Source organism: Pseudomonas sp. PDM30, from assembly GCF_019218985.1.
GTDB lineage: Bacteria > Pseudomonadota > Gammaproteobacteria > Pseudomonadales > Pseudomonadaceae > Aquipseudomonas > Aquipseudomonas jessenii.
Genome location: NZ_JAHUWM010000007.1, coordinates 13,689 through 26,624, shown reverse-complemented (window position 1 = coordinate 26,624; position 12,936 = coordinate 13,689). Strand labels below are relative to the sequence as shown.

The 12,936-nt window shown below is 57.1% G+C and carries 16 protein-coding genes; 9 read left to right on the top strand and 7 right to left on the bottom strand.

The window, feature by feature from the left end; all coding sequences use genetic code 11:
- Nucleotides 1-20 precede the first annotated feature (20 nt).
- Entirely contained in the window at nt 21-317 is a 297-nt protein-coding gene (locus tag KW840_RS29030; protein ID WP_371318475.1) for a winged helix-turn-helix domain-containing protein, read from the bottom strand.
- 659 nt (nt 318-976) lie between these two features.
- Here KW840_RS29030 and KW840_RS17505 point away from each other — a divergent pair.
- On the top strand, nt 977-1,633 hold the full coding sequence (locus KW840_RS17505) for a trypsin-like peptidase domain-containing protein (protein ID WP_057715556.1): 657 nt from the start codon (nt 977-979) through the stop codon (nt 1,631-1,633).
- A gap of 249 nt (nt 1,634-1,882) precedes the next feature.
- On the opposite strand, the gene KW840_RS17500 is transcribed toward KW840_RS17505, so the two are convergent.
- Nucleotides 1,883-2,089 (bottom strand): hypothetical protein, encoded by a 207-nt coding sequence (locus KW840_RS17500; RefSeq protein ID WP_057715555.1) that lies wholly within the window; start codon nt 2,087-2,089, stop codon nt 1,883-1,885.
- Nucleotides 2,090-2,340: 251 nt separating this feature from the next.
- Between KW840_RS17500 and KW840_RS17495 the strand changes: the two genes are divergently transcribed.
- The gene (locus KW840_RS17495) at nt 2,341-2,535 is read left to right on the top strand and encodes a hypothetical protein (RefSeq protein ID WP_057715554.1); all 195 of its coding nucleotides are present in this window, start codon (nt 2,341-2,343) and stop codon (nt 2,533-2,535) included.
- A gap of 75 nt (nt 2,536-2,610) precedes the next feature.
- On the opposite strand, the gene KW840_RS17490 is transcribed toward KW840_RS17495, so the two are convergent.
- Entirely contained in the window at nt 2,611-3,363 is a 753-nt protein-coding gene (locus KW840_RS17490; RefSeq protein WP_218496538.1) for a carbonic anhydrase, read from the bottom strand.
- 203 nt (nt 3,364-3,566) lie between these two features.
- Between KW840_RS17490 and KW840_RS17485 the strand changes: the two genes are divergently transcribed.
- Nucleotides 3,567-4,022, top strand: coding sequence for a DUF2214 family protein (locus KW840_RS17485; RefSeq protein WP_057715552.1), 456 nt, complete (start codon nt 3,567-3,569; stop codon nt 4,020-4,022).
- 185 nt (nt 4,023-4,207) lie between these two features.
- On the opposite strand, the gene csrA is transcribed toward KW840_RS17485, so the two are convergent.
- Nucleotides 4,208-4,399 carry a carbon storage regulator CsrA gene (gene csrA / locus KW840_RS17480; protein WP_007975691.1) on the bottom strand — a complete coding sequence of 64 codons (192 nt, stop codon included), beginning with the start codon at nt 4,397-4,399 and terminating at the stop codon, nt 4,208-4,210.
- A gap of 250 nt (nt 4,400-4,649) precedes the next feature.
- On the opposite strand from csrA, the gene KW840_RS17475 reads away from it, so the two are divergent.
- A complete protein-coding gene (locus KW840_RS17475; RefSeq protein ID WP_057715551.1) occupies nt 4,650-5,015 on the top strand; it encodes a hypothetical protein in 366 nt (121 codons plus the stop codon).
- Nucleotides 5,016-5,099: 84 nt separating this feature from the next.
- On the opposite strand, the gene KW840_RS17470 is transcribed toward KW840_RS17475, so the two are convergent.
- The 3 genes from KW840_RS17470 to KW840_RS17460 form a co-directional block, all read right to left on the bottom strand.
- On the bottom strand, nt 5,100-5,789 hold the full coding sequence (locus tag KW840_RS17470) for an endonuclease (protein WP_057715550.1): 690 nt from the start codon (nt 5,787-5,789) through the stop codon (nt 5,100-5,102).
- Nucleotides 5,790-5,793: 4 nt separating this feature from the next.
- Nucleotides 5,794-6,063: a DUF1654 domain-containing protein gene (locus KW840_RS17465; protein ID WP_218496537.1), complete on the bottom strand. Its 270-nt coding sequence runs from the start codon at nt 6,061-6,063 to the stop codon at nt 5,794-5,796.
- A 181-nt stretch (nt 6,064-6,244) separates the two neighbouring features.
- Nucleotides 6,245-7,333: an asparaginase gene (locus KW840_RS17460; protein WP_218496536.1), complete on the bottom strand. Its 1,089-nt coding sequence runs from the start codon at nt 7,331-7,333 to the stop codon at nt 6,245-6,247.
- Between the two features lie 351 nt (nt 7,334-7,684).
- On the opposite strand from KW840_RS17460, the gene KW840_RS17455 reads away from it, so the two are divergent.
- From KW840_RS17455 to KW840_RS17435, 5 genes are all read left to right on the top strand, one after another.
- Nucleotides 7,685-8,146: a hypothetical protein gene (locus KW840_RS17455; RefSeq protein WP_218496535.1), complete on the top strand. Its 462-nt coding sequence runs from the start codon at nt 7,685-7,687 to the stop codon at nt 8,144-8,146.
- Nucleotides 8,147-8,337: 191 nt separating this feature from the next.
- Nucleotides 8,338-9,294, top strand: coding sequence for a sugar ABC transporter substrate-binding protein (locus KW840_RS17450; protein WP_057715547.1), 957 nt, complete (start codon nt 8,338-8,340; stop codon nt 9,292-9,294).
- 55 nt (nt 9,295-9,349) lie between these two features.
- Nucleotides 9,350-10,903 (top strand): sugar ABC transporter ATP-binding protein, encoded by a 1,554-nt coding sequence (locus KW840_RS17445; protein ID WP_150812526.1) that lies wholly within the window; start codon nt 9,350-9,352, stop codon nt 10,901-10,903.
- On the top strand, nt 10,900-11,877 hold the full coding sequence (locus KW840_RS17440) for an ABC transporter permease (RefSeq protein WP_218496534.1): 978 nt from the start codon (nt 10,900-10,902) through the stop codon (nt 11,875-11,877). The genes KW840_RS17445 and KW840_RS17440 overlap by 4 nt, the downstream gene beginning before the upstream one ends.
- Before the next feature lie 3 nt (nt 11,878-11,880).
- Entirely contained in the window at nt 11,881-12,900 is a 1,020-nt protein-coding gene (locus tag KW840_RS17435) for a LacI family DNA-binding transcriptional regulator (protein ID WP_218496533.1), read from the top strand.
- Nucleotides 12,901-12,936: the final 36 nt, after the last annotated feature.

The window sequence follows — 12,936 nt, the reverse complement described above, 5'->3', positions numbered from 1 at the left end:
TCATCACCTTGACGCATGTGCTAAACGCCATTCAAGTGATGATTGATGCACATGATCAAGCAGTAACCGCGGCTTCTTACTGAATGGAGGGAGTTGTTGCCTTTAGTGAGCTTCTTGAATTTCGCTTGCAGTCTACTGAGGCATATGGGCAATCCTTTGTAATTATAAGGGTCCTTATTTAACTTCATAAGGATTTCCTCGTTGCCAATAACACGCTCCTCACCGCTTGTTAGTAAATCAAGCACTACACATTCAATGCGAGTTAATTTGATAATCGTCAGATTGTTAGAAGACAGGTGTTGGGGTTTGTTAAACACCGTAACGTCGGCCTATTGATGCGATCAGATACACACTTAGAGCCGCGCTGGTCGATCCAGGCAGCAACTTCATCGAGGGCAATAAAGTCTTCGTCGGAAGGATTGAGCGGGGCGGCGGTAAGACATTCTGATATCGCGCTTCCTCCATGCAAAAAAATCGTAGCCAAGAGGTGCGCACACTGTAGGTAGCAGGCGAAAAAAAACCGCATGGGCGGGCTTAACGGGTGAGAAAAAAAGGTGGGTGCTGATCCGTCAGCATATATTGAGTTTCGTTAGTGAGTTACGGCGCCGCTGTAGTGCAGTACAACTGGATTGCCTTCAGGCTTCTTGTTGCTTTTGTGGGTGAAGGGCATGGCGAATGATTCAGGTAGGTGCTACTTCCCATGACCGTTGGCGTAATTAACGAGGGAGTCCATAGAAACTCTTGGTTTTTATTCTCGTCTTTAACGTTTTTCAGGCGCCAAATATTTGAACTTTTTAAGTTGATCGAAAAGCGATTGGTCTTAGCGCGATTTATTCATACGCCCCATTACAATCTCAGCCATAAGTAAGAAAGCGTCAAACTGGAACAAGCGGCGAGGAGTACTGCAACCCAATAAAAGACAAAATATTGACAACAAAAAACAGTCACATTCTCCCTATTAAGTCGGTGATATATCATGATCAAGATCATGGCCTGCTTTTTAATAGGAGCTGTAACTGCAGGATGCAACGGCATCGTAAAACCCGACTTTTCGGGATCTGCGAATGATTCATATTTTTTAGTCTACTCGGGCTTTCCCGCACCGTATCTATACATGGCCTCGGCCGTGCAATGGAACGAGGACTACGCCGTAACCACCCGCCACACTCCGTTCATCCCCAACGTGAAATACAGCTGCAGCACAGGTTGTGATCTCGTCTTCATCCTGCACAAGGCCAACGGTCGCTACCCGTCATGGCGCGCACCGCGTGTGGGCGAGAGCATAACTGCCGTTGGGGCGAGTCCTTACTTCATGACCACTACCGGGAAGGGCAAGGTGTATGAAACGCCTTTCGTCAATGCCGCTGAACACAGCGGTGATCTCTATGCCATCCACGATGCCCCGCTGATCAAGGGCATGTCGGGCGGGCCGGTCCTTGCAAGTGACGGCCATATTGTCGGCATCAATATTGGTTTCTATTCAACCACCCTGAACGATGTGAGCAATCACTCCGGCGTAAAGGGGGCTGAGAGGCTCAGCATCTTTATTCCTTACTCGATCATTCAGCGCGAGTGGGGGATATTGCAGGCAAAACTTGACGACCCGCACGGCGCGAAGTATGTCGCGAAATAACTTTTAGCTTTCAACCAATTGGCCATCGCGCGTACCCGGAAAAGTCCGCTCTGGCGGGCGGCCTGGAAGGGCTCACCGAAAGGTGGGCCCTTTTTGTTGTCCCGGATTTCTTCAGGTGTTCACAACGTATCGGGCTCGTTCACGCTGGGCAATGTGAACGTTGATGCGGGCGCGACGATTGCTGAGCGGATACCGGGCCACCAGTGATTGCCAGGTAATCGTTCAGGTCGTCGCCAGCCTCAATAGGCGTCAGAGGGCAAAGGTCGCTGCAAGGCCGTGGTGGCCTTCCTGTGCTCCTGCGATCAGGTGCATTGGGATGTTCTGTTGTACTTCAATGGACGGTACTTCGAAGCTCCCTACGATCTGGAGGTGGCGCTCGCTCAGTTCGGTCGACTTTCCTGCTTTTTCCTTGGCCATTCTCGCGTGGTTCATTGCGATTTCGTTGAGCGTTGACACGTTACATCTCCCGGTGACTGACCAAGCGTATCGCTGGCGTCCTTAAGCATTGATTGAATGGCTGCGGCGTCAGAATCATGTCGTTCCGGCGCTGCTACGGGCGATCTTAGCAAGCCTCAAGCCATGGATACGGGCGAATTCCTCGTTGTGTTCCGGCAGGCGACGAATGGCGGGTGCCTGTGAATGATGGTCCGGATTTTTTGTTTTTCAGGCGTAAACTAGCAATGCGACCTTATCAAAAGGAGCCGCCTATGAACGCCGATCAAATGAGCAAACAGGCACCTGTGGACACGACTGTCTGGGATCGATATTTCTGCGCTGCATTGATTGCCGAAAGCAATCTGACTGCCCCGATTGTGGGCGAGGCTACTCACGAGGACAGGCAGAACCTGTTGATCGAGAGGGCCAGAGTCCTCGCGGATAAAATGATGCAAAACCGAAGATAACCAGAGCCCAGCCGTCGCGCTGGGCTCTTTGCATGCGGGGTCATGCACCGATGCTGGGGGCGTGCGCATTTCGGATCAGACGATCAACTCCACCTTGCCGCTCGCCAGGCGATAGATACCGCCCACGATCTTGAGCGCGCCTTTGCTCTGCGCATCAGTCAGCAATGGCGAGGCCTGTTTCAGGCTGTTGACCGAATTTTTGACGTTTTGCGCGGTGGCGTTTTCCATCAGGTTCCCCGGCTGCTTGAGTACTGCCTCGACTGCCGACTTGAGTGCGTCAGTCAGTTTCGGGATATGACCGGGGAAAATCGTCTGATCCTTGACCGCCTTGATACCGGCCTCGATGGCACCGCAACTCTCATGCCCGAGTACGAGAATCAGCGGGGCGCCCAGTACGGCAACCCCGTATTCAAGACTGGCCAAGCCTTCCGACGTAACGAAGTTGCCCGCGACGCGGATGGAGAAAAGATCGCCGCGCGCGGTGTCGAACGCATATTCCGGGGCGATCCTCGAGTCAGAGCAACTCAGCACGGCCACGAACGGATTTTGGCCGGACACCAAGGCCTCTCGCTCTGCCTTGAAATCGTGCGTCGTGGAAGTGCCGCCTACATATCGTGCATTGCCCTCCATCAGTCTTTTCAACGCCATGTCGGGACTGATTACGTTTTGAGGTTTGGGTGGGGCTGACGCTTTTTCGGCTGCCTGGATGATCTTGCCGGGCAGTGTGCCGGTCAGCAGCAGGGCGCCTGCGCTCAATCCGGCAAATTGAAGAAAACGACGACGGCCTGTTGTGTTTGAAGCAGAGCTTGAATCACATGATTTACACATGATTTTGTTTACTCAGTTCAATGGGGTGAGAGTGAGTTGCTGTTGGGGCGGGTACTGTCACGGACGCTCAATACCGGCGCAGTGGAGTCTAGTAGGTCTGTCATATTGTGTTCCGGGCATTGTCTGCGGATGGCGTGCACGCAGCCATTTCATGGGCTACTACTGACAGGCTCATACAACTTCGACCTGGCAGGAGTTTCTCGATGCTGACTCAATGGTTTCTGGCGGCGGTTCATCTTCTGGCATTTGCCTTGGGATTCTGGGCGGTATTGGTTCGAGGCACGGCTTTTCGGCGTTTGGCCGATGGCGCCACAGAGGTGCGCAGTGTTTTGATGGCGGACAATATCTGGGGTATTTCAGCTGTCGTTTTATTGATCAGTGGCGGGATGCGAGCCTTTGGCGGGTACGAGAAGGGCGCGGACTATTACCTGCATCAGCCGCTGTTTCATCTGAAGATGACGCTGTTCGTCCTGATCTTGTTGCTGGAGATTGCGCCGATGGTGACGCTGATCAAATGGCGGATAGCGCTTGCCCGTAAAGTGGCGATCGATACCGGCCGTGCGAAGCTGTTTGCACGGATCAGTCATATCGAGGCGCTGCTGGTGTTGCTGATGGTGGTGGCAGCGACTGGCATGGCGCGAGGCGTGATGCTTGGTTGACTGCGCAGTGAACGCATCCTTCCCTGGGGTAAACCAGAAAAGTCTGACAGCAAAAGGATGGAGCTTGCCGCTAGTATCGGCCCCAGGGGGTTGGGTGGGGGCGAAAGCGCAGGGCGATGGGGTGCTGAATCTTTAGCCAGCCGTAATTCCGGACTGAACGGGCTGGCTACTGACTGCAACAGGATTCAGGATTGCGGCTTTTCCGGGGCGGTCAGGCCGGCCTGAATGCGCTGGTAAATTTCTTCACGATGCACTGCAACGTCCTTCGGAGCGTTGATGCCGATCCTGACTTGCTGGCCGCTTACGCCCAGGATGGTGATCGTAATGTCATCACCAATGTTTATGCTTTCACCGACTTTGCGGGTGAGTATCAGCATGGTCTTCTCCTTGATTGCTTTGTGGGGCACCTGATTCGGACAGTGCAGAGGTCGGTGGTATGTATAGATTAGTGCGAAGTCTCGTGGTTTGGGTGCCTCTTTCTGACGCGCAGATGTGGCATTAATTCCCAAGGCGTAACTATACAGAGGCCGCAATCATCAATCTCGTTGTTTTGAGCCCATTTTACGGCACTCGTGAAGTATTCATGGGTGTTAAAATCGCCGCTTTATGCATTTGGAGGGAAGCGTCGTGCGCAAAATGGTTTTGATCATCGCGATATTGGCACTGGCGGGATGTGGCGAGGGCAGCCGTGTGGATGCGCCGAAGCCCAAGCCGGCCATGGCTGCCGTACCCGCGCCAGTGTCCGGTCCGCAATGGGATCTTGAAGTGCGAGGTGAAACCCCTCAGGCGGTCAGTGATCTGAGTGGCTGGCTGATCGAGCACAGTTTCATGTCCAGTGTCGTCAAGGAGAATGGCAATACCCGAATCCTGGTGGGGCCATTCAATTCGAAAGCCGAAGCCGAAGCCAAACAGGATGAAGTTCGCGCGGCACTCACTCGCGCGAAGAAACAGAACATCGAATTGCTGGTGCTTGAGCGTCCAGCCGCTCAATAACGTAGCGCAGACGTTGAAGAAACAAAAAAAGGCCTCGGGCGTTTAGCACCGGGGCCTTTTTTGTTTCAGTGTCCCGTCCTGGATTCAGCCACAGGCCTTCATGTCTACCGGGCCGACGAACTCGTTGCCGCGCCCCATGACGCACCCCACGCTCTGATTGCGTTGGCGTTCCCAGGCCTGTACCGGATAGGTCTTGTCCCAGGCTTCGTACAGTTGTCGATCCTGTTTCGACAGGCGCAAGCCATACTGCTTGCTCATGTAGAAGTAGGTACGGGCGATCATGCCGCGAATGGAAGGGCGGGGCATGACTTTCTTGGCCTTGAAGTCGACCTGGGTCAGGCAGGAACCATATTGCCCCGACTGCTCGGGCAGCCAGCCAAAGCTGAAGTTGCTGCGATCGCCGTTGACCTCGCCAATGCTGGGCACCAGGTTGTGCAAATCAGCCTCGGCCTTCTGGTAAACCGGGTCGTAGCGGGTGCAGTTCTTGCGACCGCCCTCTTGCCAGCACTGGCGTTGATGGCCGATTTGCCAGGCCGGAACAATATGCTCCCACTCGATGCGGGATGCGCGCTTGGCATTTTTACGTGGCACATAACCGCAGGCTTCAAGGTTCACCCGGTTGCCGGTGTACTTGCAGCCACAGTAAAACTCGGTGGACTGGGGCGCGTAGAGCTTCCAGGCGACCTTTTTCGCTTCGGTAAAAGTGCGCGGCGCGTCGGCCTGCGCCCCCATGACAAAAAACAGAAACAGCAAAGCAAACCAGCGGACACTCATCGACTTAATCTTCCTTCGGCACAACCCAGAAAATCTGCACACCGCCATCGTCGCGATAGGCGAGGGTGACGTTGTCGTTTTCGTCTATTTCTTCCAGCAAGCGCTCCCATTCATCCACCGGCTCGTCGGGAAGGCGGAAGATCAACGCTGCCCTGGCTTTTTGTGCGGTAGGGGAGTTGATGATTTTCTGAACGCGCTGGCCCATGCGTACATAGGTGTCGGGAGAGGCTGAGGTGGTGTCCACGGAATTATCCTTATTAAGCTGTACGTGCATACAGTATTTAACTGTAGGCCATTTCGCAACTGCTTAAAAACCAAGAAAATCCTCTGACAGCGATTTGTTCCGTTTGGCGTAAGGCGAAGGGAGTTTTTTTGTAAGATCCGCGGCAGCCACTCGCCAAGGCTGGCGAATGGCGCACGGGGTGCCCGACCGGATCCGGTCGGGCGAGGGCGAATCAGTATTCCCAGAACATCCGTTGCAGTTCTTTGCTGTCGTTGGTCTTGGTCAGCGCGACCATCGCCAGGACCCGGGCTTTTTGCGGATTCAGGTCGTTGGCCACGACCCAGTCGTATTTATCGTCAGGCTGTTCGGCGTTGCGCAGTACAAAACCGCCGGCGTTGACATGGGAGGAACGAATGATCTGCACGCCATCCTTGCGCAGGGCTTGCAGGGCGGGCACCACTCGCGACGATACCGAGCCATTGCCGGTGCCGGCGTGGATGATGGCTTTGGCGCCGGACTGAGCCAGGGCCTTGTAGGCGGTGTCGCTGACGTTGCCATAGGAATAGGCGATCTCGACGTCAGGCAGGCTCTTGATGGTCTTGATGTCGAATTCGGAATCCATGGTGTGACGCTTGGCCGGCAGGCGGTACCAGTAGGATTTGCCTTCTACCACCATGCCCAGCGGACCCCAGGCACTTTTAAACGCTTCGGTCTTGATATTGATCATTTTGCTGGCGTCGCGACCCGACTGGATTTCATCGTTCATGGTCACCAGTACACCTTTGCCTCGCGCGTCTTTGCTGCTGGCCACGGCCACCGCGTTATACAGGTTCAGCATGCCATCGGCGGACATCGCGGTGCCTGGGCGCATGGAGCCCACGACGATGATCGGCTTCTCGGTTTTTTCCACCAGGTTGAGGAAGTACGCCGTTTCTTCCAGGGTGTCGGTGCCGTGGGTGATCACGATGCCATCGACGTCTTTGCTGTCGGCCAGCTCGGCTACGCGGCGACCCAGTTGCAGCAGGTTTTCGTTGGTGATGCTTTCGGAGGCGATTTGCATGACCTGTTCGCCGCGAACGTTAGCCAATTGGCTCAGCTCAGGAACGCCGGCGATCAACTGTTCAATGCCGACTTTCGCCGCTTGATAGGTTGCGCTGTTGGCGGCGCTGGCGCCAGCGCCGGCAATGGTGCCGCCGGTGGCGAGGATCACCACGTTAGCCAGTTTTTGTTGGGCTTCGGCTTCTTTGGCCTGAAGGGCAGTGGGTAGAAGCAACAGCAGGGCCAAGGCGCCCGGAACGAAGGTCTTGAGTGCAGATGTCATTATTTTTCTCTTCTAGTTGTGAGACGGTGCGGATGCAGGTTCATCTAGATACGCCCCGGGCGAATCTGAACGCCGGGGGTGTGAGGGGAAGAGCAGGATCTGTACCAGTAATACGCTGAATCGAAAAACACACCTAAGTTAATGATTTGTAACGGTATTGCTGTTTGTGTCCAGAGCGGTTTCGAGGCTGGGCGTCCGGAATGCCGAACATGTTTAACTTTCGCGTTCGGCTCTCCGAAACGGATCGCGGTCTTGTTTAGGATTTAAACGGGTCAAATCATCCGTCATGACTAAAGAAACGCCCGAGCCGGTCGATGCTCCTTCAAGGGATCTTTTTCTTCAGGAGTTCACATGTCGTTATCTGTTGGCATTCCCAATGCCGCCGGCATCACCATCGCTGGCAAATCGGCCACCACCCTTCGTGCCTTGAGCGACGCAGCCGCTGATTCGGCTGCTCAAGCGCTGGGTGCAAAGGAAAGCGACGGCAACCAGGTCAAGACGGGCCCGGTAGGTCTGGGGAAGGGTGCCGGCGTACAGGCCGAATCGGAAGCCAGCGATAACACTAGCGTTGCGGTGAAGGTCTTGCTCAAGCGTCTGAAGGAATTGCAGCAGCAATTGCGCGAGCAACAGCAGCAACTGGCACAAGCCCAGGCAGCGTCCTATCCAACCCCGGAAGCCAAGACCACAGCAGTAGCAGCCATACAGGGGCAAGTTGCCGACACCAACGGCGCCATCTTGCAAGTGAGTGCGAGCCTGATCAAGGAAATGACCAAGGGTTCTGGCACGGGATCGGTGGTCAATACCACGGCATAGCTGAATGCCGTTTTTCGCCAAACATAGCTGAAAGCGCTTTTCAGGTCGTTGACAAATACCGGCAGGGTTCGCATAGTTTGGTTCACGCAAACGTTTGCGCGGCTCCAATGATGGCTTTTCATCGCGGCGGGCCGTGAAGCTTACGCCAGCGCAAGTGTTGCTCACAATAATCATAAGATCGGAGTGAACCCATGAAGCTGCCATTCGCTGGACGTCTTCTCGCTGTCGCTATGTTGGCTGCTGCATCCGCTGCATTGCCTGTCTCTTCGGCTTTTGCTGAAACCACTGAAAAACCGAAAGTCGCACTGGTCATGAAATCCCTGGCCAACGAGTTCTTCCTGACAATGGAAGACGGCGCCAAGGCCTACCAGAAAGATCACTCCGGCGAATTCGACCTCATCTCCAACGGCATCAAGGATGAAACCGACACCGCAGGCCAGACGCGTATCGTCGAGCAGATGATTCTGGCCAAGGTCAATGCACTGGTGATTGCGCCGGCAGACTCCAAGGCCATGGTCCCGGTGATCAAGAAAGCCATCGATGCCGGTATCACCGTGATCAACATCGACAACCAGCTGGACCCCGCCGTCGTCAAAAGCAAAAACATCAATGTTCCGTTCGTAGGCCCGGACAATCGCAAGGGCGCACGGCTGGTGGGGGACTACCTGGCCAAACAGCTGAAGGCCGGTGACGAAGTCGGCATCATCGAAGGTGTGTCCACCACCACCAATGCCCAGCAGCGGACCGCAGGTTTCAAGGATGCGATGGAGGCGGCGCAGATCAAGGTCGTGTCCCTGCAATCCGGAGACTGGGAGATCGACAAGGGCAACAAGGTAGCCGCGTCGATTCTCAGCGAATACCCGCAAACCAAGGCCCTGTTGGCCGGCAACGACAGCATGGCGGTCGGTGCGGTGTCTGCGGTGCGCGCCGCGGGCAAGGCCGGCAAGGTGCAGGTGGTGGGCTACGACAACATCAATGCCATCCAGCCTATGCTCAAGGATGGTCGCGTGCTGGCCACTGCGGACCAGTTCGCGGCTAAACAGGCGGTGTTCGGCATCGAGACTGCATTGAAGATTCTCAAGGGCGAGAAGGTCGACGGCGGCGCCAATGGCGTGATCGAAACGCCGGTAGAACTGGTCACCAAGTAGCCTTCTGGCGACGTAACGGCGCTCGTCCAGCCGGACGGGCGCATGGAGAGTTTCTATGTCAGTTTGCGCTCCGAACGCTGTCCTTTCGGTCAGTGGTATCGGCAAGACTTACGCCCAACCGGTCCTGGCCGGCATCGACTTGACGCTCATGCGCGGGGAGGTGCTGGCGCTGACCGGCGAGAACGGTGCGGGCAAAAGCACGCTTTCGAAGATTATTGGCGGGTTGGTCACGCCGACCACCGGCCAGATGCAGTATCAGGGGCAGGACTACCGTCCGGGTAGCCGGGCTCAGGCTGAAGCGCTGGGTATCCGCATGGTCATGCAGGAACTCAATCTGCTGCCGACCCTGTCGGTGGCGGAAAACCTGTTTCTCGACAACTTGCCCAGCAAAGGCGGCTGGATCAGTCGCAAGCAGTTGCGCAAGGCCGCCATCGAGGCCATGGCTCATGTCGGGCTAGACGCCATTGACCCGGACACCCTGGTCGGCGAACTGGGCATCGGCCACCAGCAAATGGTGGAGATCGCCCGCAACCTGATTGGCGATTGTCATGTGCTGATTCTCGACGAGCCGACCGCGATGCTCACTGCCCGCGAAGTCGAAATGCTGTTCGAGCAGATCACCCGCCTGCAGGCTCGCGGCGTATCGATTATCTACATCTCCCATCGCCTCGAAGAGTTGGCGCGGGTCGCGCAACGCATTGCCGTGCTGCGCGACGGCAACCTGGTCTGTGTTGAGCCGATGGCCAACTACAACAGCGAGCAATTGGTCACGCTGATGGTCGGCCGCGAACTCGGCGAACATATCGATATGGGGGCGCGCAAGATCGGCGCTCCGGTGTTGACGGTCAAGGGCCTGAGCCGGTCCGACAAGGTTCGCGACGTGTCGTTCGAAGTCCGTGCCGGAGAGATTTTCGGGATATCCGGTTTGATCGGCGCGGGGCGCACTGAATTGCTGCGTCTGATCTTCGGTGCGGATATCGCCGACAGCGGCACGATTGCCCTGGGGGCGCCGGCGCGGGTCATCAATGTGCGTTCGCCAGTGGATGCGGTCGGGCATGGCATCGCGTTGATCACTGAAGATCGCAAGGGCGAAGGCCTTTTGTTGACGCAGTCGATCGGCGCCAATATCGCCTTGGGCAACATGCCCGGCATCTCCGGCGCGGGCTTTGTCGACAACGATAAGGAACGCGCCCTGGCCCAGCGTCAGATAGACGCCATGCGCATCCGCAGCTCCGGTCCGGCACAGCTGGTGTCCGAGCTGTCCGGCGGCAATCAGCAGAAAGTCGTCATCGGCCGTTGGCTGGAGCGCGATTGCTCGGTGTTGCTGTTCGACGAGCCGACCCGCGGCATTGACGTCGGCGCCAAGTTCGATATCTACAACCTTCTCGGTGAATTGACCCGCCAGGGCAAGGCGCTGGTGGTGGTCTCCAGCGACTTGCGCGAGCTGATGCTGATCTGCGACCGGATCGGCGTGCTGTCGGCAGGAAGCCTGATCGATACCTTCGATCGCGACAGCTGGACCCAGGATGAGTTGCTCGCCGCTGCTTTCGCCGGCTACCAAAAACGTGATGCGCAGCTCGTTGAAGCCGCGCCTAGGGATCTTCCATGAATACCGCTTCTTATGCCGGCAAACGCAGTGGCAACTTCTACGGCCTGGGCACCTATCTGGGGCTGGCGGGTGCTTTGTTGGCGATGATCGTGCTGTTCTCGGTGCTGAGCAGTCACTTCCTGTCGTACGATACTTTCAGCACCCTGGCCAACCAGATTCCGGACCTGATGGTGCTGGCGGTCGGCATGACCTTTGTGTTGATCATCGGTGGCATCGACCTGTCGGTAGGCTCGGTGCTGGCGCTGGCGGCCTCGACCGTGAGCGTGGCGATTCTTGGGTGGGGCTGGGGCGTGCTGCCGGCGGCGTTGCTGGGCATGGCCGTCGCGGCGCTTGCCGGTACCATCACCGGCTCGATCACTGTGGCGTGGCGGATACCATCATTCATCGTGTCCCTGGGCGTGCTGGAAATGGCTCGCGGTGTGGCGTACCAGATGACCGGTTCGCGTACGGCCTACATCGGCGACGCGTTCGCCTGGTTGTCCAATCCGATTGCCTTCGGCATTTCGCCGTCGTTCATCATTGCGTTGCTGATCATTTTCGTCGCCCAGGCCGTGTTGACCCGCACGGTCTTCGGTCGCTACCTGATCGGTATCGGCACCAACGAAGAGGCCGTGCGGCTGGCGGGGATCAACCCGAAGCCTTACAAGGTCCTGGTCTTCAGCCTGATGGGGTTGCTGGCCGGTATTGCTGCGTTGTTCCAGATTTCTCGCCTGGAAGCCGCCGACCCGAATGCTGGCTCCGGTCTTGAATTGCAGGTGATCGCGGCCGTCGTTATCGGCGGGACCAGCCTGATGGGTGGGCGCGGCTCGGTGATCAGCACGTTTTTTGGCGTCCTGATTATTTCCGTGCTGGCCGCGGGGCTGGCGCAGATCGGGGCAACCGAACCGACCAAGCGCATCATTACCGGTGCGGTGATCGTGGTGGCGGTGGTGCTGGATACTTATCGCAGTCAACGCGCAAGCCGGCGGACCTGAGTCATGGCGACTATCAAAGATGTGGCAGCCCTTGCAGGCATTTCCTACACCACGGTTTCCCATGTGGTGAACAAGACCCGGCCGGTCAGTGAAGAGGTGCGGATCAAGGTCGAGGCGGCGATCCAGACCCTCGACTACGTCCCCAGCGCCGTGGCCCGTTCGCTCAAGGCCAAGACCACGGCGACCATCGGCCTGTTGGTGCCCAACAGTCTCAACCCGTATTTCGCCGAACTGGCCCGGGGTATCGAGGATTACTGCGAGCGAAACGGCTACTGCGTCATCCTGTGCAACTCCGACGACAATCCGGACAAGCAGCGCAGCTACCTGCGTGTGCTGCTGGAAAAACGCATCGACGGCCTGATCGTCGCCTCGGCCGGCGGCGACAGTGGCCTGGCACAAGGCCTGAAAGGCGTCCGCACGCCAATGGTGATCGTCGACCGCGGACTGGACGGTGTCGATGCGGACCTGGTGCGCATCGACCATGAATACGGCGCGTATCTGGCGACCCGGCACCTGTTGGAGTTGGGGCACCGGGATATCGCCACGATCAGCGGGCCGCAAAGCACCAGTGTGGCGCAGATGCGTCTGGCGGGTTATCGCAGGGCCTTGAAGGAGGCGGGCGTCGAAGTCTCTCCCGGGCGCATGCTGGAAAGCGATTTCACCAGCACCGGCGGTTACAGCGCTGCCGCGATTCTGCTGGAAAGCAATCCGCCTACCGCCGTTTTTGCTGCCAACGACATGATCGGCATCGGTGTGCTGAGGGCCGCCGCCGAGCGCAATATTCGCGTACCGAGCGAGTTGTCGGTGATCGGCTTCGACGATATCCAGATGAGTCGGTATGTCTACCCGTCGCTGACCACGGTCGGGCAATCGATCCTGCAGCTCGGCGAAATGGCTGCCGAAGTGCTTTTGCGCCGAATCGCCACGCCGGGTCTGGCGACCGATCAGCGGATCGTAACGCCGAGTATCGTCATGCGTGAATCGACGGCGCCGCTGGCCGGCGTGTTTGCCCAGTTCCGTTGAAACAAAAAGCCGTTGAAAGCAGAGAGCCGTTGAAAA